Origin of the sequence: Halomonas aestuarii, from assembly GCF_001886615.1 — a bacterium.
GTDB classification, from domain to species: Bacteria; Pseudomonadota; Gammaproteobacteria; order Pseudomonadales; family Halomonadaceae; genus Halomonas; species Halomonas aestuarii.
Genome location: NZ_CP018139.1, coordinates 87,366 through 100,891 on the forward strand (window position 1 = coordinate 87,366; position 13,526 = coordinate 100,891).

General features: G+C 70.2%; 12 protein-coding genes. 9 read left to right on the top strand and 3 right to left on the bottom strand.

Annotated elements, in window-relative coordinates; translation table 11 throughout:
* Positions 1-176: 176 nt before the first annotated feature.
* The 5 genes from metG (at position 177) to BOX17_RS00365 (ending at position 4,860) form a co-directional block, all read left to right on the top strand.
* A complete protein-coding gene (gene metG / locus BOX17_RS00345; RefSeq protein WP_071941525.1) occupies positions 177-2,213 on the top strand; it encodes a methionine--tRNA ligase in 2,037 nt (678 codons plus the stop codon).
* Between the two features lie 9 nt (positions 2,214-2,222).
* Positions 2,223-3,020 (top strand): electron transport complex subunit RsxB, encoded by a 798-nt coding sequence (gene rsxB, locus BOX17_RS00350; RefSeq protein ID WP_071946512.1) that lies wholly within the window; start codon positions 2,223-2,225, stop codon positions 3,018-3,020.
* A 7-nt stretch (positions 3,021-3,027) separates the two neighbouring features.
* Positions 3,028-3,663: an endonuclease III gene (nth, locus tag BOX17_RS00355; protein ID WP_071941526.1), complete on the top strand. Its 636-nt coding sequence runs from the start codon at positions 3,028-3,030 to the stop codon at positions 3,661-3,663.
* Between the two features lie 89 nt (positions 3,664-3,752).
* The gene (locus BOX17_RS00360) at positions 3,753-4,511 is read left to right on the top strand and encodes a YdcF family protein (RefSeq protein ID WP_071941527.1); all 759 of its coding nucleotides are present in this window, start codon (positions 3,753-3,755) and stop codon (positions 4,509-4,511) included.
* Positions 4,512-4,590: 79 nt separating this feature from the next.
* Entirely contained in the window at positions 4,591-4,860 is a 270-nt protein-coding gene (locus tag BOX17_RS00365) for a hypothetical protein (protein WP_071941528.1), read from the top strand.
* Positions 4,861-4,947: 87 nt separating this feature from the next.
* On the opposite strand, the gene BOX17_RS00370 is transcribed toward BOX17_RS00365, so the two are convergent.
* A complete protein-coding gene (locus BOX17_RS00370; protein WP_071941529.1) occupies positions 4,948-5,883 on the bottom strand; it encodes a sulfurtransferase in 936 nt (311 codons plus the stop codon).
* Positions 5,884-6,002: 119 nt separating this feature from the next.
* Complete coding sequence (locus BOX17_RS00375; protein ID WP_071941530.1) at positions 6,003-6,680, bottom strand: glutathione S-transferase family protein; 678 nt, start codon at positions 6,678-6,680, stop codon at positions 6,003-6,005.
* Between the two features lie 199 nt (positions 6,681-6,879).
* On the opposite strand from BOX17_RS00375, the gene BOX17_RS00380 reads away from it, so the two are divergent.
* The 4 genes from BOX17_RS00380 to BOX17_RS00395 are packed head-to-tail and all read left to right on the top strand — an operon-like array spanning position 6,880 to position 12,280.
* Positions 6,880-7,251 (top strand): response regulator transcription factor, encoded by a 372-nt coding sequence (locus BOX17_RS00380; protein ID WP_071941531.1) that lies wholly within the window; start codon positions 6,880-6,882, stop codon positions 7,249-7,251.
* Positions 7,251-9,320, top strand: a complete 2,070-nt coding sequence (locus tag BOX17_RS00385) for a 3'-5' exonuclease (protein WP_071941532.1) — start codon at positions 7,251-7,253, stop codon at positions 9,318-9,320. Before BOX17_RS00380 ends, BOX17_RS00385 begins: the two co-directional genes overlap by 1 nt.
* A complete protein-coding gene (locus BOX17_RS00390; protein WP_071941533.1) occupies positions 9,317-9,508 on the top strand; it encodes a hypothetical protein in 192 nt (63 codons plus the stop codon). Before BOX17_RS00385 ends, BOX17_RS00390 begins: the two co-directional genes overlap by 4 nt.
* Positions 9,509-9,514: 6 nt before the next feature.
* Positions 9,515-12,280, top strand: coding sequence for a sensor histidine kinase (locus BOX17_RS00395; RefSeq protein WP_071941534.1), 2,766 nt, complete (start codon positions 9,515-9,517; stop codon positions 12,278-12,280).
* Positions 12,281-12,289: 9 nt separating this feature from the next.
* Here BOX17_RS00395 and BOX17_RS00400 read toward each other — a convergent pair whose 3' ends face one another.
* A complete protein-coding gene (locus BOX17_RS00400; RefSeq protein WP_071941535.1) occupies positions 12,290-13,420 on the bottom strand; it encodes a DUF294 nucleotidyltransferase-like domain-containing protein in 1,131 nt (376 codons plus the stop codon).
* Positions 13,421-13,526 lie beyond the last annotated feature (106 nt).

Sequence of the window (13,526 nt, forward strand, 5' to 3'; positions counted from 1 at the left end):
CCGCCGCGGCATGACCTGAGGTCGGCCGGGCGCTCGTCACCGGGCGGGTGCAGGCGGGGACGAAGATGCTACAATCGGGAGCCTGATTTCACGGACATTTCGCATGGCGGCCTCGACTTCGCCCAGGCGTCGAGTCGGCCGCCATGTACCACGCTTACGGGAACCTCTGAGCCACCATGTCGAATACCGCCCCGCGCAAGATCCTGGTCACCAGCGCCCTGCCCTATGCCAACGGCGCCATCCACCTGGGCCACCTGCTGGAGTATATCCAGACCGACATCTGGGTCCGCTTCCAGAAGAGTCGCGGCCATGAGTGCCACTACGTCTGCGCCGACGACGCCCACGGCACCGCCATCATGCTGCGCGCGGAGCAGGAGGGCATCACCTCCGAGGCCCTGATCGAGCGGGTCTCCCGCGATCACCAGACCGACTTCTCCCGCTTCGGGGTGGCCTTCGACAACTACCACTCGACCCACTCCGAGGAGAACCGCCACTTCAGCGAGCTGATCTACACCCGGCTGCGCGACAAGGGCCACATCGCCACTCGCGACATCGAGCAGATGTTCGACCCGGCCAAGGGGCTGTTCCTGGCCGACCGCTTCATCAAGGGCACCTGCCCGAAGTGCCGGACCGAGGACCAGTACGGGGACAACTGCGAGGCGTGCGGGGCCACCTACACGCCGGCGGAGCTGATCGACCCGGTCTCGGCGATCTCCGGTGCCACCCCCGAGGTAAGGAGTTCCACCCACTACTTCTTCAAGCTGCCGGACTTCGCGGACTTCCTTAAGGCCTGGATCGACGACGACCACGTCCAGCCGCAGATCCGCAACAAGCTGATGGAATGGTTCGAGTCCGGGTTCAACGAGTGGGACATCTCTCGTGATGCCCCTTACTTCGGCTTCGAGATCCCCGATGCGCCGGGCAAGTACTTCTATGTCTGGCTCGACGCGCCGATCGGCTACCTGGCGAGCTTCAAGAATCTCTGCGAACGCAAGGGACTGGATTTCGACGCCTACTGGGCGCCCGGGTCCGACGCCGAGGTCTACCATTTTATCGGCAAGGACATCGTCTACTTCCATGCGCTGTTCTGGCCGGCCATGCTCCACGGCGCCGACTTCCGCACCCCCTCCGCCGTGAATTGCCACGGGTTCGTGACGGTGAACGGGGCCAAGATGTCCAAGTCCCGCGGCACCTTCATCAAGGCGGCCACCTACGCCGACCACCTGAACCCCGAGTACCTGCGCTACTACTTCGCCGCCAAGCTGACCTCCGGGGTCGATGATCTGGACCTCAACCTGGAGGACTTCGCGGCGCGGGTGAACAGCGACCTGGTCGGCAAGGTGGTCAATATCGCCAGCCGCTGTGCCGGCTTCGTCAAGAAGCTCGGCAGCGGGCGGCTCGCCGCCCACTGCAGCGAACCCGAGATGGTGGCCCTCTTCATCGCCGCCGGCGACCAGATCGCCGAGGACTTCGAGGCACGCGAGTTCGGCCGCGCCATGCGCCGCATCATGGAACTCGCCGACGAGGCCAACACCTACATCGCCGAGGCCGAGCCCTGGGTGCTGGCCAAGCAGGACGGCCGCGAGCAGGAGGTTCTCGAGATCTGCTCGGTGGGCATCAACCTGTTCCGCCAGCTGATGGTCTACCTGGCCCCCGTCGTACCGGCCATGGCCGAGCAGGCCCGCGAGTTCCTCAAGCTCGACGGCCTCGACTGGCACAGCCGCCACACCCTGCTGGTCGACCACGAGATCGCCAAGTTCAAGCCCCTGATGAACCGTGTGGAGCGGGACAAGATCGAGGCCATGATGGAGGCGTCGAAGGAGGATCTGGTGGAAGAGCAGAAACTGAAGGACGCCGCCAAGGGCCCCCTGGCCGACGACCCCATCGCCGACGAGATCGCCTTCGACGACTTCGCCAGGGTGGACCTGCGCATCGCCCGAATCGCCAGTGCCGAGTACGTCGAGAAGGCCGACAAGCTGCTCAAGCTGACGCTGGATCTCGGCGGCGAGACCCGCACCGTCTTCGCCGGCATCCGCGCCGCCTATGCCCCCGAGGCCCTGGAGGGCCGCCTGACCGTGATGGTGGCCAACCTGGCCCCGCGCAAGATGCGCTTCGGCGTCTCGGAGGGTATGGTCCTCGCCGCCGGCGACGGCGAGGGCATTTACCTGCTCGGTCCCGATTCCGGCGCCGAGCCCGGCCAGCGGGTGCGCTGAGCGGCCGTGGTGACGGGGAAGGAAGACCGTTCGCGGGCAGCACTGATCGAGGCCATCGATGCCGAGCTGCCCCAGACCCAGTGTGGCAAGTGCGGCCAGCCCGGCTGCCGCCCCTACGCCGAGGCCATCGCCGCCGGCGAGGCCATCAACCGCTGCCCCCCGGGCGGCGAGCAGACGGTGGCCCGGCTGGCCGAGCTGACCGGCCGAGAGCCGCTGCCCCTGGCGGAGCCGGCCCAGTCGCCGCTGGTGGCCTGGATCCGTGAGGCCGAATGCATCGGCTGCACCAAGTGCATCCAGGCCTGCCCGGTGGATGCCATCCTCGGGGCCTCCAAACGGATGCACACGGTCATCGCCGACGACTGCACCGGCTGCGAGCTCTGCGTGGCGCCCTGCCCCGTGGACTGCATCGACCTGCTGCCCCACCCCCGCTGGGAGGCGGCACAGACCAAGGCCGAGCAGCAGGCCTACCTGGCGAGTCGGGCCGAGCGGGGCCGCCGCCGCCACCAGGCACGCCAGCAGCGCCTGGCCCGGGAGGCCCGGGAGAAGCGCATGGAGCGCCAGAAGCGGCTGATCCGCCAGCGCCAGCGTCCGGGCGCGTGCGACACGCCCGGCCCAGGCCAGCATCGCCAACGGCAGATGGCGGTCAAGGCCGCGGAGCAGGCCCTGCGACGGGCACGCCAGCAGATGGCCCACGCCGAACGCCAGGGGGAGGCGGCCGCCATCGAGGCGGCACGACAGCAGGTCGACGCCGCCCAGCGGCTCCTCGACGACGCCCGGACCGCCCTTCACCACACCGCCGCCCCATGAGCCGAGCATGAACGCCCAGAAACGCCATGAGATCTTCGCGCGGCTGCGCGACCACAATCCCGAACCGACCACCGAGCTTCACTGGTCCACACCCTTCGAGCTGCTCGCCGCGGTGCTGCTCTCGGCCCAGGCCACCGACGTGGGCGTCAACAAGGCCACGGCGCGCCTCTTCCCGGTGGCCAACACGCCCCAGGCGATCCTCGACCTGGGGCTCGACGGCCTCAAGGAGCACATCCGGACCATCGGCCTCTACAACACCAAGGCCGAGAACCTGATGAAGGCCTGCCGGATCCTGGTCGAGCAGCACGAGGGCGAGGTCCCGAGGACCCGCCAGGCCCTGGAGGCGCTGCCGGGCGTCGGCCGCAAGACCGCCAACGTGGTCCTCAACACCGCCTTCGGCGAGCCCACCATCGCCGTGGACACCCATATCTTCCGCGTCTCGAACCGCACCGGGATCGCCAGGGGGAAGGACGTGGCCGAGGTCGAGAGGAAGCTGCTGCGCCATGTGCCCAGGGAGTTCCGACAGGACGCCCACCACTGGCTCATCCTGCACGGGCGCTACACCTGCCTGGCCCGGAGGCCCCGCTGCGGCAGCTGCGTCATCGAGGACCTGTGCGAGTTCAAGGAGAAGGTCGACCTCTAGGACTCAAGGGCCTCGGCAAGCGTTTCCTCGGGGGCTCTGCTACTGTGGGCAGCACCGCGAGAGACGGACGACACGAGGCCTCCCCCGCCATGGCGATGCTCCAGACCCTGCTGCTCCCCCCCCTGATCAATGTGCTGCTGACGCTGCTGGGCCTCGCCCTGTGGTCGCGGATGCGGATGCTGGGGGGGCTGCTGGTGGTGCTGGGCCTGGGCGGGCTGCTGATGCTCGCCACGCCGGTGGCCAGCCACGCCCTGCGCCAGGGGCTCGAACCGCCGGCGCTGGTCGGGCCGAGCCAGCTGCGCGAGGCCGGGGCCATCGTCATCCTCGGCGGGGGTCGCGACTATGACGCGCCGGAGTTCGGCTGGGGCGACGCACCGGCCAATGCCGCCTGGCGGCGGCTGGCCTATGGGGCCTACCTGCACCGCCAGACCCGACTGCCGATCCTGGTCAGCGGCGGCCGAGGTCACGACGAGCACAGCGCCGAGGCGAGCCTGATGGCGGCGGCGCTGCGCGAGGTGTTCAAGGTGCCGGTTCGCTGGATGGAGGGGCGCAGCCGCGACACGGCGGAAAATGCCCGCTACACCGCCGAGATGCTGGGCGCGGACGGCATCGAGCACGTCGCGCTGGTCTCCCAGGCCTGGCACCTGCCCCGGGCAACGGCCGAGTTCGAACGGGCCGGCCTGAGCGTGACGCCCGCGCCGACCGAGTTCGCGAGCGCGCCGACCGGCGGCATCGATGACTGGCTGCCCCGCGCCTACCATCTCCACCAGAGCACGCGTGCGCTGCACGAGTGGCTGGGACGCGCCGAACTGGCCCTGCGCGAGCGGCTGCTGCGACGCGACGAATGACCCGGCCCCGCGGCGTCAGGCATCCCGGACGGTGACCGCCGCCGCCTTCCCGACTTTCCCTGATGGCAAGAGACTCGACATGCTGGACCTTCTCCTCCCCCTGAGCCTGTCCGCCGCCTTCGGCGCCTTCATCGGCACGCTGTGCCGGCTGACCCGATGGCCGGGCCGCGAGCGTCCCCTGCGCTTCCCGCTGGTGGGCCTCGTCGCCGGCATCACGGCCTTCATCATCTACCTGGTGCTGAACGCGGTGACCGGTGCGCCCCTCTGGCTGCTACCGGTGCTGGTGATACTGCAGGTCTGGCTGTGGCTGGGCCCGCTAGGCCCGAGGCCGAGACAGCCTCGGGACTGACGGGAAACCTTCCAGGAGACATCATAACGCACGCCGCCGCGGCCAGGCCGCGGCGGCAGTCATGCGAGAGGCTCATACGCCCGGGGGCTAGTCGAGCAGTCGCTCGGCGAAGGCGAGCGGGAGATCCTCGCCCCGCGTCCACTCGGCCATGGAGCCGTCGTAGAGGCTGACGTTGTCGAAGCCAGCCACCTCGCTCAGCACGAACCAGTCGATGGCCGCCCAGTGGCCGGTATTGCAGAAGGCCACGGTGGGCGCCTCGCCATCCAGCTCGGCCTCGTTGATGCGGGAACCGAGCACCTCGGTATCCAGGTACCAGGCCTCCTGGCGCTGCGTCAGCAGGCGATGGTACGGCAGGTTGCGGGCGCCGGGGATGGTGCCGGGGGCCGCGGCCGCCGGGGACTGGGTCTCGCCGCGGAAGTAGTCCGCCGGACGGGCATCCACCAGCTGCGCCTGGCTCTCCCGGGCGGCCTGGACCTCCTCGGTGGTGGCGATCAGCGCCTCGTCCAGCTCGCCACGGAAGTCGGCGGCGTCGGGAGCCGTAGTCTCGCCACTGGCCACCTCGTGGCCCTGGGCCTGCCAGCCGGCGAAGCCGCCGTCGAGGATCGCCACCTCCTCATGCCCCAGCACCTTGAAGGTCCAGTAGACCCGGGCCGCACTGCCGAAATCGGTGGCACCGGTGCCGGCGGGCACGATGACCACGGTGTCATCGTTGTCGATGCCGAGCCCGCCGACCAGCTGCTCGAGTCTCGACACCGGGGGCAGCAGGCCGGCCACGCCGTCGCGGCTCTCGCGCCACCCGGCGTCGGTATAGCTGCTGTAGACGCTGCCGGGGATACGCGAGGCCTCGAAGCTCTCGCGATCCCCGCCGTCGTCGATCCCGGAGCGCACGTCCAGCACCACCAGGTCCTCGTTGCCGAGCCGCTCGCTGAGCCAGCCGGCTTCCACCAGCGGCTCAACCTGGGCGGCGACCGCCTGGGAGGTCCCGGCCAGCAGGCCAAGCCCCATGACTATGGACTTGATCATTATCCTGACCTCTTCACTCGGATATGGATGACGCTCATTATCCGGGCCGGCCGGGGGAGTTCAATATAAACAAATAGAATAAATTATCAGAAGCTTCTCAGAATACCGCATAAGAAAGGTCACGACATCGAGAACTCGCCCCCCGCCGCCACCGCCCGACGGTAGGCCGGGCGATCCCGACAGGCGCCCAGGAAGCCGGAGAGCCGGGGGTAGCCGGACAGCCCGTCGCCGGCCTCGAGGGCCAGCAGCGGAAAGCTCATCTGGATGTCCGCCGCGCTGAAGGCCTCGCCGGTGAACCAGGGGCCGTGCGCCAGTTCAGCTTCCCAGTAGTCGGTCAGTTGCCGGATCTGCGGCCCCAGGAACTGCCGTTCCACGCCGCGCGCGAAGAGCCTGCCGACGGGCCTCGCCAGGGCCGGCACCGGCGGCCTGCCGAGGCTCGCGAAGACCAGCCGCATCACCAGCGGCGGCATGGCCGACCCTTCGGCATGGTGGAGCCAGAAGCGGTAGCGCTCCCGCGCCTCGCTGCCCGCCGGCGGCACCAGGCGGTGCTGCGTATCGAACCGCTCGATCAGGTACTCGAGGATGGCGCCGGATTCCGCCACCACCTGACCGCCGCGGGCCCCGTCGGTGATCACCGGAGACTTGCCCAGCGGATGGACCTCGCGCAGCGAGGCGGGGGCCAGCATGGTGCGTGGATCACGCCGATAGGTGATGATCTGGTAGTCGACGCCCAGTTCCTCGAGCAGCCACAGGACGCGCTGGGAGCGGGAGTTCTCCAGGTGATGCACCTTGATCATGACAGTCTCCTTGGGGCCTCCTCCGGCGTCGCCGGACACCGGGGCAATGACCGCACACTACCACGCTCCACGGGGGCGTCTCCTGCCAAGGTCGTCTTTGCCACCGTCATGCCGGCCACTAGACTGATCAGTAACACTGCATAAAAGCAGGCACGATAGACCGAACACGCCGAGAGTTCACACACATGAGGAGGGCACCATGGCCAAGGTGCTGGTGGTGGACGATGAACCCAACATCGTCCTGTCCCTGGAGTTCCTGATGCAGCAGGCCGGCTTCGAGGTAGACACCGCCGAGGACGGGGAAGGCGCCCTCGCGCGCATCGCCGAAGGCGCCCCCGACCTGCTGCTGCTCGACATCAGCCTGCCCGGCATCAGCGGCTTCGATGTCCTCGAGCGTCTGCGCGCCGACCCGGCCCATGCCCGGCTGCCGATCATCATGCTCACCGCCCACGGGCGGGAGGTGGAGCGGGAGAAGGGTCTCGCCCTGGGCGCCGACGACTACGTCACCAAGCCCTTCTCGACCCAGGCGCTGGTGGAGAAGGTCAAGACGCTGCTTGCCGAGGTCTCCTGATGGCCAGGCGAAGCAAGAGTCTGCCCCGTCGCCAGCGGCTGATCGGCCTGTGGCTGCTGCTCAGCGGCATCAGCATCTTCGGCGGCGCCGTGTTCGCCCTGTGGCTGGACGGCCTGGCCGGGCTCGAAGGCATGGCGCGGGTGTGGCTCTGGCTGGGCTGCTTCTCGGGGGGCGGCACCATCTTCCTGGTCGGCCTGCTCCTCGAGCGCCAGCTCTTCACCCCGTTGCGCCACCTGCAGGTGCAGCTGGCTCGCCTGGTGGCCAACCCCGATGCCCGCCAGGATTACCCGCCCGAAGGGTGGCTGAGGGGCCTCGGCCCAGACCTGGTGCGCGTGCGAGAGGCCTGGCGGACCGATCGCGAGCGACTTGCCACCGCCCATGCCGAGGGCGCCAGCAGCGCGGCGCGCATCCGCCAGGAACTCGAGACCCTGCTCCAGGTCCTGGACACGCCGCTGCTGCTCTGCGATCACCATCGTCGTGTGCTGCTCTTCAACCAGGCCGCCGAGACCCTATTCGAGGGACATCCCGGACTGGGCCTCGGCAAGCGGCTCGACGCGCTGCTGCCGATCACCAGCCTCGGGGACGCCCTGGGCCAGCTACCCGATGACGGGGCACCCCGGGAGATCCTGGTGCCCTGCGACGAGCGCTGGCTGCACGTGGTGATGCGCCGCGTGCCCAACAGTCACAACGAGACCCTGCTGACCCTGACCGATACCACCGCGGCCTGGTCCAGCGAAATGGGCGCCCGCGCCGACCTGGCCGAGATGCTGCCGCCACTGCGCCGTCACACCGCCAGCCTGACCAGTGCCGCCGACGCCCTGGTCGGCGTCCGCACGGCGTCGCCGACCAGCGAACTGGGCCAGCGCCTCGAGGCCGTGATCGACGAGGAGGGCCGGGCGCTGGCCCGCCAGCTCGAGCAGATGGGCAAGGTGATGGAGGACATGCACCGCCAGGGCGAGCGCCTGGTGCCGCTCTGGTCCAACGACCTCTGGGCCTCACTCGGCGAACGCCTCGGCAAGGACCACCTGCACATCACGCCCATCGGCATGCCCGCCTGGCTGAAGGGCGACGCCCCGGCGCTGCTGGCCCTGCTGGGCTCGCTGCTGCCCCGGCTGGCCACGCACTGCGACAACGGCGAGCTCGAGGGGGAGGTCTGCCTCGGCAATCGCCGGGTCTACCTGGACGTGATCTGGCAGGGGCGCCCCCTCGGCGAACAGCTGCTGGACGAGTGGCGTGCCGAGCGACTGGAGGCCCTGCCCTTCGGCCCGCGGGTCGGCGATGTGCTCCGGCAGCATACCAGTGATGCCTGGAGCCTGGCCGACGAGGACGGCGAGCACGCCCGCCTGCGCCTGCCGCTGCCCGCGGCCGACCGGGTCGGTGCCCCGCGCCCGCACACCCCGCCGCGTCCGGAGTTCCACGACTTCGGCATCGCCGAGATGCCCCCACCGGATGCCGAACTGGCGGCCCGCCCCCTGAGGACCCTCGAGGTCGTGGCCTTCGACACCGAGACCACCGGGCTGGAGCTTCGCAACGGCGACACCGTGATCAGCCTCGGGGCCTGCCGGATCGTCAATGCCCGGCTGCTGGCCAGCGACGTCCTCGACCTGCGCGTGGACCCCGGGCGGCCCATTCCCCCGGCCAGCACCGCCATCCACGGCATCACCGATGACGACGTCGCCGGCGCGCCGCCGCTGGCCGTGGCCCTGCCCCGCTTCCGCGACTACATCGGCGAGGCGGTGATCCTGGCGCACAACGCGGCCTTCGATCTGCTGGCCATCCAGCCGCCCGGTGGGAGCGTCACCTTCGACATGCCGGTCCTCGACACCCTGCTGCTGTCGCGCGCCCTCGATGAGAGCCTCGACGGCCACGACCTCGACAGCCTGGCCGACCGCTACGACCTGAGCTTCCCGCCGGGCACCCGCCACACCGCCCTGGGCGACGCCCGCGTCACGGCGGAGCTGTGGCTCTCCCTGCTGCCCCGCCTGGAGGCCCGCGGCATCGAGACACTCGAGCAGGCCCTGGCGCTGCAGGCCAGCGCCTTCGACCGGGAGGACGCCTTCGCCTCGTGAACGCTCCTCGCCAGAGAGCACGCCTGGTCGCCCTGGTCGTGCTCACCGCCCTGCTCTTCTCCCCGCCCCTGCTGCTGATCGCCGCGTCGCCGGCCGCCCCCGGCCGGCTGGTGGTCTATGTCTTCGTGGCCTGGGGCACGGCAATCGGCCTGATGGCCTGGCTGATGGAACGTCGGGAAGAGGACTGAGGCGATATGAGAAGCAGCCTCGTGGTGCTGACCCTGGCCTTCGGCTACCTGGCGCTGCTCTTCGTCATCGCGGCCTGGGGCGACCGCCGCGCCGCCCAGGGGCGCTCGCTGATCGGCTCGCCCACCGTCTACGCGCTTTCCATCGCCGTCTACTGCACCGCCTGGACCTTCTACGGCAGTGTCGGGCGGGCCGCCCAGTTCGGCCCCAGCTTCCTGCTGATCTACCTGGGGCCGACGCTGGCGATGCTGATGGCCCCCTTCGTGATCCGCAAGATGGTGCGCATCGCCCGCGCCCAGCGTCTGACCTCCATCGCCGACTTCATCAGCGCCCGCTACGGCAAGAGCTCGAGCCTGGGCGCCCTGGTCACCCTGATCGCGCTGGTCGGCATCACCCCTTACATCGCCCTGCAGCTCAAGGCGATCACCGTCAGCCACGCCGTGCTGGTCAACTATCCCCAGGCCGCCGAGTTGCACCTGGCCGACGCTCGCTTCTGGAACGACAACTCGTTCTGGGTCGCCCTGGTGCTGGCGGTCTTCATCATCCTCTTCGGCACCCGCCACCTGGACGCCAGCGAGCGCCACGAGGGCATGGTCGCCGCCATCGCCTTCGAGTCGCTGATCAAGCTGTTGGCCTTCCTCTCGGTGGGGGTCTTCACCCTCTTCATGCTCTTCGACGGCCCCGCGGACCTCTTCGGCCGGGTCGGCGAGACGCCCGAGCTCGCCCGGCTGCTGAGCCTGGAGGCGGTCCCCGGGGGGGCCCTCGGCTGGGTGGGCATGCTGGTGCTGGCCTTCCTCGCCTTCCTCACCCTGCCGCGACAGTTCCAGGTCCTGGTGGTCGAGAACGTCGACGAACGCCACATCCGGCGGGCCAGCTGGCTCTTCCCGCTCTACCTGCTGGCGATCAACCTGATGGTGATCCCGATCGCCCTGGCCGGCCTGCTGGTGGGGGACGGCAACAGCGACCCGGACAGCTTCGTGCTCACCCTGCCGCTCTCCGCCGACCTCGGGGGGCTGCCGCTGCTGGTCTTCATCGGCGGGCTCTCCGCCGCCGCCAGCATGATGATCGTCGAGACCATCGCCCTGTCGACCATGGTCAGCAATCAGCTGGTGATGCCCCTGCTGCTGCGCACGCGACGACGGCACCTCGGCAGCCGAGGCGAACTCGCCGGCTGGCTGCTGGGCATCCGCCGGGTGACCATCCTGCTGATCCTGCTGCTCGGCTACCTCTACCATGCGCTGATCGGCGAGACCTACAGCCTGGTGACCATCGGCCTGGTCTCCTTCGCCGCGGCCAGCCAGTTCGCCCCGGCGCTGCTGATCGGCATGTACTGGCGCGGCGCCCAGCGACAGGGGGCGGCGCTGGGGATGAGCGCGGGCGCCCTGGTCTGGGCCTGGACCCTGCTGATCCCCGGCTTCGCCCAGTCCGGCTGGCTGGACGCCGGCTTCCTCGAGCAGGGCCCCTGGGGCCTGGCGTGGCTGAGGCCCTATGCGCTGTTCGGGCTGGAGGGCTGGGACATCTATACCCACTCGCTGTTCTGGAGCCTGACCGCTAATGTCGGGCTGCTGGTGGGCGTCTCGCTGTTCGCCAGACCGAGCCCGCTGGAGCAGACCCAGGCGGCGCTCTTCACCGAGGCCATGAGCCCCGGCCTGATGCCGGCCTCGCTGTGGCAGGGGCAGACGACCCGCGGCGAGCTGCGTGCCCTGCTCGACCGCTACCTGGGGGACGACGTCACCGCCCGGGTCTTCGCCCACCACCCCGGGGCCGCCGAGGAGGACGGCCAGCCTGCGCCCGCGGCGCTGACCCTGCGGGCCGAGCAGGCGCTGGCCGGCTCGCTGGGCAGCGCCTCCGCCCGGGTGCTGATCGACTCGGTGGCGCGCGGCGAGACGCCCGACCTGGAGTCCCTCCTCACCATCCTCGACACCACCTCCGAGACCCTGGAGATGAACCGCCGCCTCGAGCAGAAGTCATCGGAGCTGGCGCGGGCCAGCGAGGAGCTCCGTGCGGCCAACGACCGGCTGCGGGAGCTGGACCGCCTCAAGGACGAGTTCGTGGCCATGGTCAGCCATGAGCTGCGCACGCCGCTCACCTCCATCCGCGCCTTCGCCGAGATCCTGCGCGACAACCAGGCACTGCCCGACGAGAAGCGTCGTCACTTCCTCGACGTGGTGGTGCGCGAGAGCCAGCGGCTCTCGCGGCTGATCGAGGAGATCCTCGACCTGGCCAGGCTCGAGAGCGGGCGCCTGACCCTGACCCCGACCCGCCTGGACCTCGCGGCCCTGGCCCGCCAGAGCGTCGAGGCCGTGCAGCGCCTCCAGGAGAACCGCGGAGTCGAGCTGGAGATGGAGATCGAGCCGACCGAGGCCTGGATCGTCGGCGACACGGACCGCCTCGAGCAGGTGGTCATCAACCTGCTCGACAACGCCGGCAAGTTCGCGGCCGACGAGGCGCCCCGGGTGCTGCTGCGCCTGGTGCGCCACAAGGACCACTATCGCCTCGCCGTGGAGGACAACGGCCCCGGGATCTCGCCGGTCGAGCGGGAGCGGGTCTTCGAGAAGTTCCACCAGCTCGCGAACCAGGGAAGCGGCGAGGCCCGCGGGCGCCCGCGGGGCAGCGGTCTGGGCCTGCCGATCAGTCGCGGCATCGTGGCCCAGCTGGGGGGGCGACTGTGGGTCGAGGAGGCGACCCGCCTGGGCGGCGCTTGCCTGGTGATGGAGCTGCCCAGGGCCCCTGCCGAGGCGGCGCCTGCCGACGGAGGCACCGACACCCCCTGAGCCCGGGGCTCAGGGCGTCCGACGGGCCTGGCGGACGAACGAGCGGATCTCTCGGAGGTCATGTCGCAGCAGCAGGCGCTGGTCCTCCCTCAGGCGGGGGATGTCCACCCAGCCATCCGGGACGCGCCCCTCGACGAGCGCCAGCCGCTGGGCCTCCAGCATCAGGGCCTGGAGGCGTTCGAGCGCGGCGGTCAGGGACTCCGCCCGCCCGGCGTCGACCACCTCCCGCATCACCAGCGCCACGAGTCGCGAGCGGGTGTCCGGCGGACGCACGCCCTGGCGCAGCGCCAGCAGGCGCACCGCATTGACCAGCGGCAGCACGCCCTGGCGCTTGAGGTCGACAGCCCCCTCGTGGGGCGCCCCCTCGTCGTCGCCGCTCAGCCGGCCCAGGCGATCCAGCGCCAGCGGGAGCTCGGCGAGCAGCCCCGCCATCTCGTCGAGGAAGAGGTGCGAGGGGGGAAGAAGCCTGGCCACCCGCTCGGCCAGCGCCTCGGCCAGCGCCCCGTCGCCGAACACCGGGCGAAAATCCAGCAGGATGTTCGCCTGCTGCACGCGCTTGACCCGTCGCTCCGCCGTCCAGATCTCCAGCTGTGCACTCCACTCCGAGAGCCGCTTTCGCCACATCGGCCAGCGCGCCATGACATGGCCCTGGCAGAGGGGAATGCCGGCCGCGTCGAGGCGTGCCGTGAAGCGCTCACCCAGCGACTGGAAGTAGCCGTCGATCTCGGTATGCCGGGCGTCGGGGTAGTCGGCGATGATCATGGCGTTGTCCTGGTCGGGCGCCAGCAGGCTCTCGTGCCGGGCGCCCGAGCCCAGCATCAGCACGCAGAAGGCGACCGGGGGCGCTCCCCAGCCCTGGGCGCGCATCTCCGCCAGGGAGAGGTCGATGGCGCGCCGATAGAGCCAGTCGTTGTGGTCGCTGACCAGCTGGCAGATACGCCACGCGGGCAGGTCCAGGCGGTCGAGGGCCTCCACCAGCTCGCCCTGCCAGGCGTGGGCGGCGGCAAGGTCGGGATGGGGGCCGAGGCGGACCAGGGCCTCGCGCAGCGGGTCGAGCAGGGAGGGCCAGCCAGCGGGGTCGGGCAGCGTGTCGGCCGCGAAGAGCGATCGCCAGGACGAGGAACGGTGCAGCAGGCGCATGAGCCCTCCGGGTCATGTCACGGGTCGGCCATGCCCCGAGTCTAGCCAGCCCCGGCGAGGGCGACACTTGGGCGAAAGGTGCAGGCAGGGCGAGGGACGCGACACG

Bases quoted from the DNA above. Each gene is read 5' to 3' on its own strand.
- metG (WP_071941525.1), top strand. From the start codon at position 177: ATGTCGAATACCGCCCCGCGCAAGATCCTGGTCACCAGCGCCCTGCCC.
- nth (WP_071941526.1), top strand. From the start codon at position 3,028: ATGAACGCCCAGAAACGCCATGAGATCTTCGCGCGGCTGCGCGACCAC.
- BOX17_RS00360 (WP_071941527.1), top strand. From the start codon at position 3,753: ATGGCGATGCTCCAGACCCTGCTGCTCCCCCCCCTGATCAATGTGCTG.
- BOX17_RS00365 (WP_071941528.1), top strand. From the start codon at position 4,591: ATGCTGGACCTTCTCCTCCCCCTGAGCCTGTCCGCCGCCTTCGGCGCC.
- BOX17_RS00370 (WP_071941529.1), bottom strand. From the start codon at position 5,883: ATGATCAAGTCCATAGTCATGGGGCTTGGCCTGCTGGCCGGGACCTCC.
- BOX17_RS00375 (WP_071941530.1), bottom strand. From the start codon at position 6,680: ATGATCAAGGTGCATCACCTGGAGAACTCCCGCTCCCAGCGCGTCCTG.
- BOX17_RS00380 (WP_071941531.1), top strand. From the start codon at position 6,880: ATGGCCAAGGTGCTGGTGGTGGACGATGAACCCAACATCGTCCTGTCC.
- BOX17_RS00385 (WP_071941532.1), top strand. From the start codon at position 7,251: ATGGCCAGGCGAAGCAAGAGTCTGCCCCGTCGCCAGCGGCTGATCGGC.
- BOX17_RS00395 (WP_071941534.1), top strand. From the start codon at position 9,515: ATGAGAAGCAGCCTCGTGGTGCTGACCCTGGCCTTCGGCTACCTGGCG.
- BOX17_RS00400 (WP_071941535.1), bottom strand. From the start codon at position 13,420: ATGCGCCTGCTGCACCGTTCCTCGTCCTGGCGATCGCTCTTCGCGGCC.